Source organism: Erwinia sp. INIA01, from assembly GCF_025947915.1.
Lineage (GTDB): Bacteria > Pseudomonadota > Gammaproteobacteria > Enterobacterales > Enterobacteriaceae > Erwinia > Erwinia coffeiphila.
On the sequence record NZ_JAPDNC010000002.1, the window covers coordinates 538,297 to 551,328 of the forward strand.

Annotated in this window: 11 protein-coding genes; 4 read left to right on the forward strand and 7 right to left on the reverse strand. The window is 59.7% G+C overall.

Translation table 11 applies throughout. The features are described 5' to 3' along the window. Positions 1 to 186: 186 nt before the first annotated feature. From fecE to fecI, 7 genes are all read right to left on the reverse strand, one after another. On the reverse strand, positions 187 to 954 hold the full coding sequence (fecE, locus tag OMR58_RS04345) for a Fe(3+) dicitrate ABC transporter ATP-binding protein FecE (protein WP_200560271.1): 768 nt from the start codon (positions 952 to 954) through the stop codon (positions 187 to 189). A gap of 5 nt (positions 955 to 959) precedes the next feature. Then, positions 960 to 1,937: a Fe(3+) dicitrate ABC transporter permease subunit FecD gene (gene fecD / locus OMR58_RS04350; RefSeq protein WP_200560155.1), complete on the reverse strand. Its 978-nt coding sequence runs from the start codon at positions 1,935 to 1,937 to the stop codon at positions 960 to 962. After that, positions 1,934 to 2,926, reverse strand: coding sequence for an iron-dicitrate ABC transporter permease FecC (gene fecC, locus OMR58_RS04355; protein WP_370569875.1), 993 nt, complete (start codon positions 2,924 to 2,926; stop codon positions 1,934 to 1,936). The genes fecD and fecC overlap by 4 nt, the downstream gene beginning before the upstream one ends. Further along, on the reverse strand, positions 2,926 to 3,831 hold the full coding sequence (locus tag OMR58_RS04360; RefSeq protein ID WP_105592451.1) for a Fe(3+) dicitrate ABC transporter substrate-binding protein FecB: 906 nt from the start codon (positions 3,829 to 3,831) through the stop codon (positions 2,926 to 2,928). The genes fecC and OMR58_RS04360 overlap by 1 nt, the downstream gene beginning before the upstream one ends. 95 nt (positions 3,832 to 3,926) lie before the next feature. Next, positions 3,927 to 6,290, reverse strand: coding sequence for a TonB-dependent Fe(3+) dicitrate receptor FecA (gene fecA / locus OMR58_RS04365; protein ID WP_200560153.1), 2,364 nt, complete (start codon positions 6,288 to 6,290; stop codon positions 3,927 to 3,929). 100 nt (positions 6,291 to 6,390) lie between these two features. Next, complete coding sequence (fecR, locus tag OMR58_RS04370; protein WP_200560152.1) at positions 6,391 to 7,344, reverse strand: ferric citrate uptake sigma factor regulator FecR; 954 nt, start codon at positions 7,342 to 7,344, stop codon at positions 6,391 to 6,393. Next, complete coding sequence (fecI, locus tag OMR58_RS04375) at positions 7,344 to 7,862, reverse strand: ferric citrate uptake sigma factor FecI (RefSeq protein ID WP_200560151.1); 519 nt, start codon at positions 7,860 to 7,862, stop codon at positions 7,344 to 7,346. Before fecI ends, fecR begins: the two co-directional genes overlap by 1 nt. Before the next feature lie 411 nt (positions 7,863 to 8,273). Between fecI and OMR58_RS04380 the strand changes: the two genes are divergently transcribed. The 4 genes from OMR58_RS04380 to OMR58_RS04395 all read left to right on the forward strand — a co-directional run bounded on the left by OMR58_RS04380 (position 8,274) and on the right by OMR58_RS04395 (position 12,870). Further along, positions 8,274 to 9,341, forward strand: coding sequence for an alcohol dehydrogenase catalytic domain-containing protein (locus OMR58_RS04380; protein ID WP_105592447.1), 1,068 nt, complete (start codon positions 8,274 to 8,276; stop codon positions 9,339 to 9,341). 74 nt (positions 9,342 to 9,415) lie between these two features. Next, on the forward strand, positions 9,416 to 10,333 hold the full coding sequence (locus OMR58_RS04385) for an ABC transporter substrate-binding protein (RefSeq protein WP_105592446.1): 918 nt from the start codon (positions 9,416 to 9,418) through the stop codon (positions 10,331 to 10,333). Positions 10,334 to 10,387: 54 nt separating this feature from the next. Continuing rightward, the gene (locus OMR58_RS04390; RefSeq protein ID WP_200560150.1) at positions 10,388 to 11,875 is read left to right on the forward strand and encodes a sugar ABC transporter ATP-binding protein; all 1,488 of its coding nucleotides are present in this window, start codon (positions 10,388 to 10,390) and stop codon (positions 11,873 to 11,875) included. Between the two features lie 17 nt (positions 11,876 to 11,892). Beyond that, complete coding sequence (locus OMR58_RS04395; protein WP_105592597.1) at positions 11,893 to 12,870, forward strand: ABC transporter permease; 978 nt, start codon at positions 11,893 to 11,895, stop codon at positions 12,868 to 12,870. The last annotated feature ends 162 nt before the right edge of the window (positions 12,871 to 13,032 follow it).

Genomic DNA, 13,032 nt, shown 5'->3' on the forward strand with positions numbered 1-13,032 from the left:
CAGGATAGACGCGTTGTAGTCCCAGGAAACCACCGATCTTGAGATAGCAAACATTACCTCATTGACCATTTTTGGCAAAGATAAACCCTTGGATAACGTCATGAATAGGTCAGTTATTGTTGTATCAAGGGTTTTTGGTGAAAATGGGTTTCCTGAAAGTGCCAGTTATCCAGGCGAATTGATCAATTAAAGCACCACACACATCGGGCGTCCACACACCGGATCGGCATGGATTTCTGCATTGATGCTGAAAACCCGATGCAAAAGTTCCGGGGTCATCACCTGTTCTGGCGTGCCGCTGGCGACCACCTGTCCGGCCATCATCAGCACCAGATGGTCACAATAGCGGCTGGCCTGGTTCAGATCGTGCAGCACCGTCACCACGGTTTTTCCCTGCTGCTGCTGGCGGCGCAGCAGAAGCAGCAGCTCAACCTGATGATTGATATCCAGCCAGGTGGTCGGTTCATCCAGCAGCAGTAGCGGCGTGTCCTGTGCCAGCGTCATTGCCAGAAACGCCCGCTGGCGCTGGCCGCCGGACAGCGTACTGAGCTGTTTTTCAGCGAAATTGCCGATCTGCACTTCGTCGATGGCCGCCTGTACCCGCTGGCGGTCAGCCGGGCCCGGGCGACCAAACAGATTAAGCCACGGGCTGCGGCCGTAGCCCACCAGTTCCCGCACGCTAATCCCTTCCGGCACGCTGTGCTGCTGCGGAAGCAGGGCAAGACGCTGCCCCAGCTTGCGGGCGTTCAGCCCGGACAAATCGTCATCCCCCAGCATTACCCGTCCCTGCCTGGGTTTCAGCAGCCGCGAACAGCAGCGCAGCAGCGTGGATTTACCGCAGCCGTTAGGGCCAAGCAGGGCAGTGATCTTCCCGGCGGGCAGCGTCAGCGAGAGGTTTTGCAGAATGGGCGCGCTGGTGTAACCGGCACTCAGCCCGTCGACGGATAATGGCATCATTATTAGCGGGTTCTCATTAACAGCCAGAAAAAGTAAGGCGCGCCAATCACCGCCGTCAGCACCCCGGCGGGCAGCTCCAGCGGCGGGTGCAGCGTGCGTGCCAGCAGATCGGCCAGCATCAGCAGCAGTGCGCCGGTCAGCATTGCCGCCGGGATTAGCCAGCGGTGGCGGCCGCCCACCAGCCGCCGCGTCAGATGCGGAGCAACCAGTCCGATAAAGCTCAGCGGTCCGCAGACGGCCACACTGACGGCGGCCAGCGCCAGTGCCAGCAGCAGAATTCGCCGCCGCGCGCGGGGAACTTCCACGCCGAGCGTCGCCGCTTGCTCATCGCCCAGCCCCAGCAGATCGAGGCTGCGGCACAGCAGCAGACTGAGCGGCAGCAGCACAACCAGCCACGGCAGCGCCAGCCAGACAAACGGCCAGCTGCGCCCCCACAGGCTGCCGGTCAGCCACAGCAGCGCCTGGTTGATCTCCAGCGGGCGGGAGAGCATCAGATAGTCGGTGATGCTGGCGTAAAAGGCGGTCAGCGCCACGCCGAGCAGCGCCAGCCGCAGAGGAGCGCTGCCGCCGGCCAGCAGCCGCAGCAGCAGGAAGGCCAGCAGCGCACCGGCAAAGGCCAGCAGCGGCAGCCAGGCCGCCGACAGCGCCGGGAACAGCATCAGCCCGGCAATCGACATCAGTCCGGCGGCGTGATTCACTCCGAGAATTTCCGGCGAGGCCAGCGGATTGCGGATCGCCCCCTGCACCAGCACGCCGGATACCGCCAGCGCCGCGCCCACCAGCATCGCCAGCAGGGTGCGCGGCAGGCGATACTCCATCAGGGCAAAGTAGCGATCGTCCGCCGGGTTCAGCGCCTGATACAGCGCGTGAAAGCTGAGGGTTTCACTGCCGTAGCGCAGCGACAGCGGCAGCACCAGCAGGGTGAACATCAGCAGCAGCAACATGGCGGCCAGCGGCTGCCGTCCCCGTTGATGTTTCATATCCGCCTCCGAACCAGCCAGACAAAGCACGGCGCGCCGATCAGTGCCACCACCGCTCCGGCGGGCAGCTCGGCGGGGAACGCCAGCCAGCGCGCAATCACGTCGGCCAGCAGCATCAGCAGCGCGCCGAACAGCATACAGGCGGGCAGGAGACGCCGCAGATCGTGGCCGATCCACGCCCTGGCCATATGCGGCACCAGCAGTCCGAGAAAGGCCACCGGTCCGGCAACGCTGACGCAGCTGCCGACCAGCACCACCACCAGCAGGTTGACCGCCGTGCGCAGCATCCCGGGATTGACTCCCAGCGTGTGTGCGCTGTCGTCGCCCAGTCGCAGCAGGTTCAGGCGCGCCGCCAGAAGCCAGGCCAGCGGCATCAGCAGTGCGCTGAACGGCAGCAGCTGCCAGAACTCGCGCCAGCGCACGTGGGACACGCCCCCGGCCAGCCAGTGCAGGATGCCGTAAGTGTGATCCTCCGCCAGCAGCAGCGTGGCGCGGGTCAGCGCGGCGCAGAGTGCGGACACGGCCACCCCCGCCAGAATCAGTCGGCTGCGGTCACCGGCAGACCGCCAGCCTTTGCCCAGCAGCATCACCACTCCCCAACTGACACCACCGCCCGCTGCCGCAAGAAGTGCGAGGCTGTAACCGGCGATCCAACCGGGATTAAAGGCGCTGGCCAGCACCATGGCCAGCGCCGCACCGGCGTTAATGCCCAACAGGGAAGGGGAAGCCAGCGGATTACGCGTCAGGGTTTGCAGCAGGCAGCCCGCCAGCGCCAGGCTTGCCCCCAGCAGCATCGCCACCAGGCTGCGCGGCAGTCGCAGGTTAAACACCAGCGCCTGCGGCAGCGCGGCGGCCTTACCCGGCAGCAGCGCGCTCAGCGCCTGCCCAGGCCCGATCGGCAGCGCCGACCCGCTGAACAGCGACAGCCAGAAGGCCAGCGCCAGCAGCATCAGCGGCAGTCCCCAGGCGAACAGCGGTCGGCCTGCCATCATGGCTGCACGGTTACCGGCTGATGATGCAGGATCGCCACCAGATCGCGGGCGATCTGCTCGGCGGCAAACAGTCCGCGCATCCGCGCCCAGCCGTTGCTGTCCACTTCAGCCACCTGATTTTTCTGCGCGGCGGTTAACATCTGCCACAGCGGGTCCTGCTGCCAGTCGCGCACGATGCTCTGCTGACGGTAGTGGGCCACCAGCAGCCAGTCGGGGTTGATTGCCAGCAGCTGTTCCAGGTTGATGCTGGCAATCGGGCTTTGCCCTGCGGACTCCGGCACGTTCATCCCCAGTGCGGCCAGCACGCTGCCGGTGTAACTGTCGCGGCTGTGCAGATTAAACTGCTGCTCGCGCGAGGTGCCGAACACCAGCTTCAGCCCTTTGGGCAGCTGGCTGGCAAAATCCTTCATTCGCTGATGATGCAGCGCCAGCCGCTGCTGCATTTCGGCATCTTTACCCAATACTTTGCCGATAATTGCCGCTGATTGCAGATTTTCTTCCCAGGTTTCATTACGCGATTTCAGCATCAGCGTGGGGGCAATACTTTTCAGCTGGCCGAGGATGCCGCCGTGGCGGGCGCTGTCGGCAATAATCAGGTCGGGCTTCAGCGCGGCAATCACTTCCAGGCTCGGCTGGGCGCGGGTGCCGACCGATTTCCACGGTGCCAGGCGCTGACGCACGGCGGGCAGAATGCGCTGCGGATCGTTATCGTCGGCGACGCCAACCGGGCTGACGTCCACCGCCGCCAGCGCATCAACAAAGGACAGTTCCAGTACCACCACTCGCTGCGGGGCATGTTCGAGGGTGAAGGTGCCGTTGCTGTCCTGCACGGTCACCGCCGATGCGGCCGAGGCGACCAACAGCAGGGCGCAGGACAGAAAACGAGGAATAAGCGTGAACATAGATTCTCCAACTGCCAGAAACGACAAAGCGGGCTGCCACCGGCACCCGCCACGTAATCCACAACGGCCGGTTATTGCACCGGCCATCGGGAAAATCAGAACTTAACGGAGCCCTGCAGATAGACGGTGCGCGGCTGCCCGGCGTAGATGCCTTTGTTGTTATCATCGTAGGCGCGGGTGAAGTATTCGTGGTCGAAGATATTCTTCACGCCGACGGCCAGGTTGAGGTTGGCGTACTGCGGGCCGAAGTCGTAGTTGGCGCGCGCGCCCCACAGCATAAAGCCGGGGATGCGGCCGGTGCTGCCATCGGCGCTTTCCTCGCGGGTATTGGCGTTATCGGCGAACTGCGAAGACTGGTACTCGCTGTTGAGGTTAAAGGTCCAGCTGCCGGTCAGGTAATCCAGCCCCAGCGTGCCTTTGTGCTTCGGCGAGAACGGCACCTGATTACCGTGGTAGTCGCCCTGCTCGCGGATCACCGCATTGACGTACGCATAGCTGGCGGAAACCGACAGATTTTCCAGCGCCGGGGAGAGATCGCCGAGGTCGTAGCGCACTTTGCTTTCCAGCCCGGTATGGCGGGTTTTACCGCGGGCAGTGACGCTGTCGGTCACCTGGTTTGAATCGTACTGGTTGCTGAAGTTAATCAGGAACAGACCCGCTTCGGCCTGCAATACCTGATTGTCATAGCGCGTGCCCAGCTCCCAGGTGCGGGCTTTTTCCGGCTCGACGCTGCCGCTGCTGACCGCTTTACCGATCTGGCTGTACTGTACGGTGCCGAACGACCCTTCGGTGTTGGCATACAGGTTCCAGGCATCGTTCAGGTGATAGAGCACGTTAAGCGCGGGCAGCGGCGCGTTGTAGCCGATTTCCTGTTTTTCACCTTTGATGAAGTTGTTCTGGTAAGACTGGATATGCTCGTAGCGCATGCCCGGCGTAATGGTCCAGTCGCCGATGTCGATGCGGTCATCAAGATACCAGGCGTGCGCCTCGGTGCCTGACTGGGTGTCGCGATCGTACGGGCTGCTGCCGGTAGGCAGTTTTCCGCTGCTGGCCGGGCTGGTGTAGCGCAGTTCATGGGTGGATTCGCTGACGTAGCGATAACCGACGCCGACTTCATGTGCGGTGTTGGCGATCGTGAAGCTCTGGCTGTAGCGCGGTTCCACGCCGCGCACCCAGTATTCGCGCGGCGACAGGGTGATGTTTTTCCCCTGGTCCAGATAGCCGCTGCGCAGGGTGTTGGTGTAGAAGGTCAGGATATTGAATTTGTGCTGGGTGTCCGGCTGATACTGATAGCCAAGACTGGCCAGCTGGCGACGGCCCCAGAATTCGTCGTAAGGGCGGGTCGACTGGAAGCGATCGGCGTTGTAGTCCGCGCGGGAAAGCCCACCCGGCATCTGGGCGCGACCTTCGTAATACTGCAACAGGCTGGTGAAGGTATGGACCTCGTTCGGCGCGTAGCGGGTTTTCAGCATCACATCGTCGATTTTGGTCGAGCTGTGTTCGCGCCAGTCGCTGCCGCGCGTGCCGGAGTAGAGCAGCGCCGCGCCCAGGCCGTTATCGGCGGTGCCGCCGATCATAAAGTTGCCGCTGCCTTTCGGATCGTTCTGGCTTGAGGTGGGCGTCAGCAGCCCTTCCATTCCCGCTTCAATACCGAAGTCCTGCGGAATGGCGCGGGTCACAAAGTTGACCACGCCGCCGACGCTCTGCGGTCCGTAGCGCACGGCACCGCCGCCGCGCACCACATCCACTGCATCCATATTGCCCAGCGACACCGGAGCCAGCGACAGCTGCGGCTGGCCGTACGGAGCGAACGGCACCGGAATGCCGTCCATCAGCACGGTGGTGCGGCTGGCAAGGCGCGGATTCAGCCCGCGAATGCCGAAGTTCATCGCCATATCGTGGCTGCCGGTGCCGTTATTTTCCGGGGCGTTGACGCCCGGAATGCGGTTCAGCGCTTCACGCATGGTGGTGGCTCCGGTACGGGCAAAGTCTTCGCGGCGCAGCACATCACGCGCACCGGCGTGTTCGAACACATCGTCTTCGCGCGCGGTGCCCAGCCAGTCACCGACCACGGTCAGCGTGGCGGTTCCTGCCACCACCGGCACCGGCTCCAGCGTAAAGGCGTTGTTGCCCAGCGATTTCGCCTGCAGGCCGCTGCCGCTCAGCAGCGCTTGCAGCGCCTGTTCCAGCGAGTAGCTGCCGTTCAGGCCCGGGCTCTTTTTGCCCTGGGTCAGCGCCGAGTTGACCGACAGCGTAATGCCGGAACGGGCGGCGAACTGGTTCAGCGCCTGGTCGAGATCGGCAGCGGCAATCTGATAGTCAGCCGTTGCCGGCTCGGTTGCCGCACTGACCAGCGCAGGAGCGGCCAGCGCCAGCGGTGCCAGCGCGCAGTGAATAGCGAAAGCCAGAGGTGTTGTTTTGCTAAAAGCGCGCTTGATGCGGGCGCAGGAATCAGACATGACCGTCTCCAGAGTGAGCATTTTTTATCTTGTGTACTAAGGAGTCGAATGAGCTGGGCAAAAGGGACAATACATTTTGAAATTTTTTTTATTTTTTTCGCTATGCCGCGCTGACCTTCACCCAGTAGCGGCTGAGTGTCTGAATTTTTATCGGCAGCGTTTGCGCCAGCACGGCCAGCAGACGGTCGGTATCCTGCAGCGGGAAGGTGCCGCTGACCCGCAGTTCAGCGGCGCTGTCGTCGCAGAGCAGCATGCCGTGGCGGTAACGCGCCACTTCCGCGATCACCTCGCGCAGCGGGCGGTTGCTGACGCTGAGCAGGCCACGGGTCCAGCTGCTGCTGTTGGCAACCAGCGGTAAGATTTCACCGAAGCTGCTGCGGCTGAAGCGCAGCGTTTGCCCCTGCTGAACCACGCGCTGTTGCCGCGCATCGTCGGCCAGCGTGGCCTCTACCGCATGCTGCTGCACCGACAGCTCGGTGGCATCCGGCCACAGCCGCACGCTGAATTCAGTGCCGAGGGCACGCAGCATGCCGTCGGCGGTGGCCACCCGGAACGGCCTTTGCTGCGCATCGGCAGCGGTGGTAATCGCAATTTCCCCGCGCTGTAGATGAATGGTCCGCTGGCTGCCGGTAAATTCGACCTGCACCGCACTGGCGGTATTGAGCGTCATCTGAGAACCGTCGCTCAGCCGCACGCTGCGCATTTCACCGGTCGCGGTACTGTAATCGGCACGCAGGCTCAGGCCCAGCGGCGACTGCCAGAGCTGCCAGCCGCTGCCGACGCCCAGCAGCACCAGCAGGCTTTTCAGCACGCGGCGGCGGGTAAGGTTTGCCTGATTCAGCGTTTGATAGCTGAGATGCCCCGGCAGGGTTTGCAGCTGGTTTTGCAGGGACTCAACGCGCTGCCATGCCCAGCGGTGGTCTTCATGCTGCTGTAGCCACTGCTGCCAGCGGGCGTGCTGCTGCGCGGTGGTATCCCCGGCGCAGAACGTGGCATACCAGCTGGCGGCCATTTTTAACGCCTGACGCTGCTGCTCGCTGACCCGTTCGGCCATTACGCCAGATCCTGCATCAGGCGAAACAGCAGGCAGTGCTCGGTGGCTTTAGCCATATATTTTTTTACCGAGCTGACCGATACCGCCAGCCGTTCGGCAATCTGCGGATAGGTAAGCCCTTCCAGCTGCGACAGCAGAAACGCCTGGCGAACTTTGGCGCCAAGGCCATCGAGCATGGCATCGATCTGCTGCAGCGTTTCCAGCAGGGCGTGCTGCTGTTCCGGGGAGGGGACATATTCTTCCGGCAGCTGTTCCAGCATATCCAGCCAGGCGCGCTCCAGCGCGTTGCGGCGGAAGAAATCCACCATCACCCGTTTGGCAATCGTACAGAGGAAGGATTTAGGTTCGCGGATCTCCGCCACGCCGTTGCCGAGCAGTACCCGCAGGAAGGTATCCTGCGCCAGATCCTCGGCGTCGCTGGCCGATCCCAGTTTGTACTGTAGCCAGGAGCGCAGCCACCGGTGATGTGTCTGGTAGAGGCTGGCGAACATATCGGCAGACGCGGCTGGCGTTGACATAACGAGTTACACATCCCGGCAAAAAAATGACGCCGGGATGATAATTGATAATAGTTATCATTTCAATGACCAAAAATCGTTCGATTATCCGCCCGATCAATGTCTGCGATCGTAAACGGGTCCAGACGGGCACAAACGGTCATTCCGACGCGTTGTGAATGAGACTGAGATCGAAGTTGTTAACCCTGAAACCGGCTTGTTAATGATATGTGATATCGCTCAAAGATTTTGTTTTGGGCTTTTGATTATATGATAACCAATGTTTACGTTGTCATTTTGTTTTGTCAGAAGAAATTATGGATAAATCATTAATTTAGGTTTGAATAGAAAATTCGCATTTTTTATTTACCGAATAATGACAACGTCAACATTTTGCCTATGTGACGATCAATATTGCTACTGGAGAGAGAAATGAGTCAGCTGCCCGAGAAGATGAGCGCCGTAGTCTGCCACGGCCCCCAGGATTATCGCTTTGAGCAGGTTCCGGTGCCATTGCCGAAGGCCAACGAACTGGTAATCAAAGTAGAAGGCTGCGGCATCTGCGCCGGTGACTGTAAGTGCAAAAACGGTGCACAGATGTTCTGGGGAGAAAACCCGTGGGTGAAGCCGCCGGTGATCCCGGGGCACGAATTCTACGGCCGCGTTGCCGCGCTGGGCGAGGGCAGCGAGAAGAAATTCCGCGTGGGCGAGCGGGTGATTGCCGAGCAGATCGTTCCCTGCTGGGACTGCCGCTACTGCAAATCCGGCAGCTACTGGATGTGTGAAACCCACAATATTTACGGCTTCCAGAAAGACGTGGCCGAAGGCGGCATGGCGGAATATATGCGTTTCTCGGCCAACGCCATCGTGCACAAAATCCCGGAAAGCCTGAGCCATGAAGATGCGGTGCTGATTGAACCTATGGCCTGTGCGATCCACACCGTGGCGCGCGGCGATATTCAGCTGGATGATGTGGTGGTGCTGGCCGGAGCCGGACCGCTGGGCCTGTGCATGGTGCAGGTAGCGCGGCTGAAAACGCCCAAAAAACTGATTGTTATTGATGCAATGGACGATCGTCTGGCGCTGGCGAAAGAGTACGGTGCCGATGTGGTGATCAACCCGCTGAAAGAAGACGCCGACAAAATTGTTAAGTCGCTGACCGGCGGCTACGGCTGCGATGTCTATATCGAGGCAACCGGCTCCCCGGTGGGCGTAACGCAGGGCCTGCAGATGATCCGCAAGCTGGGCCGCTTCGTGGAGTTCAGCGTGTTCGGAAAAGAAACCACCGTTGACTGGTCGATTATCGGCGACCGCAAAGAGCTGGATATTCGCGGTGCGCATCTGGCCCCTTACAGCTATGAAATTGCCATCGACCTGTTTGAACGTGGGCTGGTGACATCGAAAGGTGTCGTGACCCACAGTTATTCACTCGAAAAATGGGATGAGGCATTTGCTCTGGCCGACTCCACCGATTCAATTAAGGTTGTTCTGGTTCCGTAGTTTATTTTTACCGATGTTATTTATACCGTTGCTAATAAATCAATAAAAATACTTCCCCCTACAGGAGAATATCCATGTTTTCATTCGTCAAAAAAACGCTGCCGATTATTATCGCGGGCGGAATGTTGTTGGCTGCAAACGCTGCAGTGGCTAAGCAATTAACCATTGGCGTCTCTTTCCAGGAATTAAATAACGATTATTTCGTTACGATGAAACAGTCGCTGGAACAGGCTGCCGCTGAAATTGGCGCGAAGGTATACGTTGCCGACGCTCACCATGATGTTTCCAAGCAGATTAATGACGTTGAAGACATGCTGCAAAAGAAAGTCGATATTCTGCTGATTAACCCGACGGATACGGTGGGCGTGCAGTCCGCCGTTATGTCTGCCCATAAAGCCGGCGCGGTGGTGGTGGCGATTGATGCCCAGGCAGAAGGTCCGGTGGACTCGTTTGTCGGCTCCGAGAACTATGACGCGGGGTTACAGGCCGGGGAGTATCTGGCGAAATCTATCGGTGGGAAAGGCAAGGTCGCCATCCTCGACGGCATTCCGGTGGTGCCCATCCTTGAGCGCGTGCGCGGCTTTGAGGACGCGATGAAAAAATACCCGGATATCAAGATTGTCACCAAGCAGAACGGCAAGCAGGAGCGTGATACTGCACTGACCGTCACCGAAAACATGCTGCAATCCGCCCCGGATCTGAACGGTATATTCAGCGTTAACGATACCGGCGCGCTGGGTGCGCTGGCGGCAATTCAGAGCAGCGGTGCCAAGGTGAAACTGGTCAGCGTTGACGGCCAGCCGGAAGCAATTAAAGAGATCGAAAAGGCGGATTCACCGTTTATCGCCACCTCGGCACAGTTCCCGCGTGACCAGCTGCGCATCGCGTTGGGAATTGCGCTGGCCCGCCACTGGGGTGCCAATATTCCGAAAACCGTACCGGTAAAAGTTAAGCTGATCGACCACAGCAATGCGAAAGGCTTTAGCTGGTAATAGCGTGAAATATTCGCTCTGCGCAAGCAGAGCGATAACCCGGAAGCGATGCTGATGACACCTTTACTGGAATTAAAACAGATTAAAAAATCCTTTCCCGGAGTGAAAGCGCTGGACGGTATTAACCTGACGGTGCAGCCCGGAGAAATACATGCGCTGCTTGGAGAAAACGGTGCGGGTAAATCAACGTTGGTGAAAATTATGTGCGGTATTCACCAGCCGGATGCAGGGGAAATTATCTTACAGGGGAAGAACTGTAGTTTTCCTAATTATCGCCACGCCATTGAAGCGGGCATTGGAATTATATTTCAGGAGTTCTCGCTGATCCCTTATATGAGCGCGGTCGATAATATTTTCCTCAACCGGGAAATAAAAAATCGCTGGGGGCTGCTGGATCGTCGTGAGATGCGTCGCAAGGCACGCAGCGTCTTTAAACGCCTGGCGGTGGATATCGATATGGACTGCCCGGTGGAGCAGTTAAGCGTGGCGCAACAGCAGTTCGTTGAAATTGCCAAAGCGCTGTCGCTGGACGCGCGCGTGCTGGTGCTGGATGAACCCACCGCCACACTGACGCCGGGCGAGGCCGAGCACCTGTTCAGCGTGATGAACGATCTGCGCCTGCTGGGCGTAGGCATGGTGTTTATCTCGCACCATCTGGATGAAATTTTCGCCGTCTGCGATCGCATCACCGTGCTGCGTGACGGCTGCTACATCGAAACATTGCCAACCAGCGACACTGATATCGACGAACTGGTGAAGCTGATGGTAGGCCGCAAAATTGAGAATACCTTCCCGGTGAAGTCGCACGTGCCGGATCGGACTAAGCGACTGCTGGAAGCCAGCGTTCAGCGCACGAAGCAGAGCCAGACGGATCATTTCCATCTGCACGCCGGAGAGATCCTCGGCTTCGCCGGGCTGGTGGGTTCCGGGCGTACCGAAACCATCTCCGCGCTGATTGGCGCCAGCCCCTGCTACCGTAAAAGCGTCAAGCTTAACGGCCAGGACGGCAGGCTGAGCAGCCCGGCACATGCCTTACAGCAGGGCATTGGCCTGCTGCCGGAGAACCGCAAAACCGAAGGTCTGGTGCTGCCGTTTTCCGTGGCGCAGAACATCACGCTGAATCGCCATGAAAAGCGCGGCAAGATTTTTGTTCATGCCGGCAAAGAGCGCGACATCGTACAAAGGCTGATCCGCGCGGTAGGAGTGAAAACGCCCGACGCCGATACCGCGGTATCAACCCTCAGCGGCGGCAACCAGCAGAAGGTAGTGATCGCTCGCTGGCTGAACAACGACTGTAATATTTTGATCTTTGATGAACCGACGCGCGGTATCGACGTGGGCGCGAAATCGGAAATCTATCAGCTGATGCAGCAACTGACTGCAAAAGGCATCTCCATCATCATGATTTCTTCCGAGCTACCGGAAATTATCGGCGTTTGCGACCGGGTGCTGGTATTCCGGGGCGGGCACATCGTCGCCGAACTGGCCGGGAATGAAATTGAATCTGGCAACATCATGCTACATGCCACCGGGAGCGCATAATGAGCGGAATCGAACAGATGTCATCTACCTCAACTCCCCGCGCTGCGGGGCCAGGGCTGGCGAAGCGCTGGGAAAAACTGCTTCATCATCCTGCCGTGCTGCCGTTTATTGGCTTTGTGGTGCTGTTTGTGCTGATGAGCCTGCTGAACGACAGCTTCCTGACGGTGAATAACCTGACCAACGTCGCCCGTCAGGTGTCCATTAACGCCATTATCGCCGTGGGGATGACCTGCGCGATTTTGACCGGCGGCATCGATCTGTCCGTCGGTCCGGTGATGGCGCTGGCCGGTTCCGTTGCTGCCGGATTGATGATGGCTGCCGTTCCTGTACCGCTGGCGGTGCTGGCCGCGCTGCTGGTCGGCGTGCTGTTTGGTCTGGCGAACGGTACTTGTATTGCCTGGCTGCGGATGCCGCCGATTATCGTCACCCTGGCATCAATGGGCATCGCCCGTGGCCTGGCGCTGCTGTATACCGGCGGTTATCCGATCTCCGGCCTGCCGGATGTGTTCTCCTTCCTGGGGCGCGGCACGGTGTTCGGCATTCAGGTGCCGATTCTGGTGATGGCGGCAGTGTACGTGGTGGCGTGGATCATGCTGCACCATCTGTCATTTGGCCGTTACGTTTATGCCATCGGCGGCAATGAAGAGGCCGCGCGGCTGAGCGGTATCCGCGTGCAGCGCTATAAGATGCTGGTGTATGTGATCAGCGGCGTGACGGCGGCACTGGCCGGTCTGGTGCTGACTTCTCGTCTGATGAGCGGCCAGCCGAATGCCGGTGAAGGCTTTGAGCTGGATGCGATTGCGGCGGTAGTGCTGGGCGGTGCGGCGATTTCCGGCGGTCGCGGAGCGATTATCGGTACGCTGGTGGGCGCGATGATGCTGGGTGTGTTGAACAACGGGCTGAATCTGATGAGTGTGTCGCCGTATATTCAGAATGTGGTGAAGGGCGGAATTATTCTTGCGGCGATTTATTTGAGTTCAGTAAGGCGTAAGTAGTGTCGTTTGGCCAGGTGCATCTGGCCGTGCCGCCTGGGGCGGGGAGGGCTGTTCCGTTTGGGGCAGCCCATTTTTTGCTTGCGGTGTTGGGATTGTGTCGCGGGAAGATCGTTGTCTGGCTTATCGGTGACGGGCGGGTTCGCGGACTCGGCGTGAACACGT

Excerpts from the sequence above, each read along its gene's own strand:
- fecE (WP_200560271.1), bottom strand. The coding sequence starts at position 954 with ATGCCATTATCCGTCGACGGGCTGAGTGCCGGTTACACCAGCGCGCCC.
- fecD (WP_200560155.1), bottom strand. The coding sequence starts at position 1,937 with ATGAAACATCAACGGGGACGGCAGCCGCTGGCCGCCATGTTGCTGCTG.
- fecC (WP_370569875.1), bottom strand. The coding sequence starts at position 2,926 with ATGGCAGGCCGACCGCTGTTCGCCTGGGGACTGCCGCTGATGCTGCTG.
- OMR58_RS04360 (WP_105592451.1), bottom strand. The coding sequence starts at position 3,831 with ATGTTCACGCTTATTCCTCGTTTTCTGTCCTGCGCCCTGCTGTTGGTC.
- fecA (WP_200560153.1), bottom strand. The coding sequence starts at position 6,290 with ATGTCTGATTCCTGCGCCCGCATCAAGCGCGCTTTTAGCAAAACAACA.
- fecR (WP_200560152.1), bottom strand. The coding sequence starts at position 7,344 with ATGGCCGAACGGGTCAGCGAGCAGCAGCGTCAGGCGTTAAAAATGGCC.
- fecI (WP_200560151.1), bottom strand. The coding sequence starts at position 7,862 with ATGTCAACGCCAGCCGCGTCTGCCGATATGTTCGCCAGCCTCTACCAG.
- OMR58_RS04380 (WP_105592447.1), top strand. The coding sequence starts at position 8,274 with ATGAGTCAGCTGCCCGAGAAGATGAGCGCCGTAGTCTGCCACGGCCCC.
- OMR58_RS04385 (WP_105592446.1), top strand. The coding sequence starts at position 9,416 with ATGTTTTCATTCGTCAAAAAAACGCTGCCGATTATTATCGCGGGCGGA.
- OMR58_RS04390 (WP_200560150.1), top strand. The coding sequence starts at position 10,388 with ATGACACCTTTACTGGAATTAAAACAGATTAAAAAATCCTTTCCCGGA.
- OMR58_RS04395 (WP_105592597.1), top strand. The coding sequence starts at position 11,893 with ATGTCATCTACCTCAACTCCCCGCGCTGCGGGGCCAGGGCTGGCGAAG.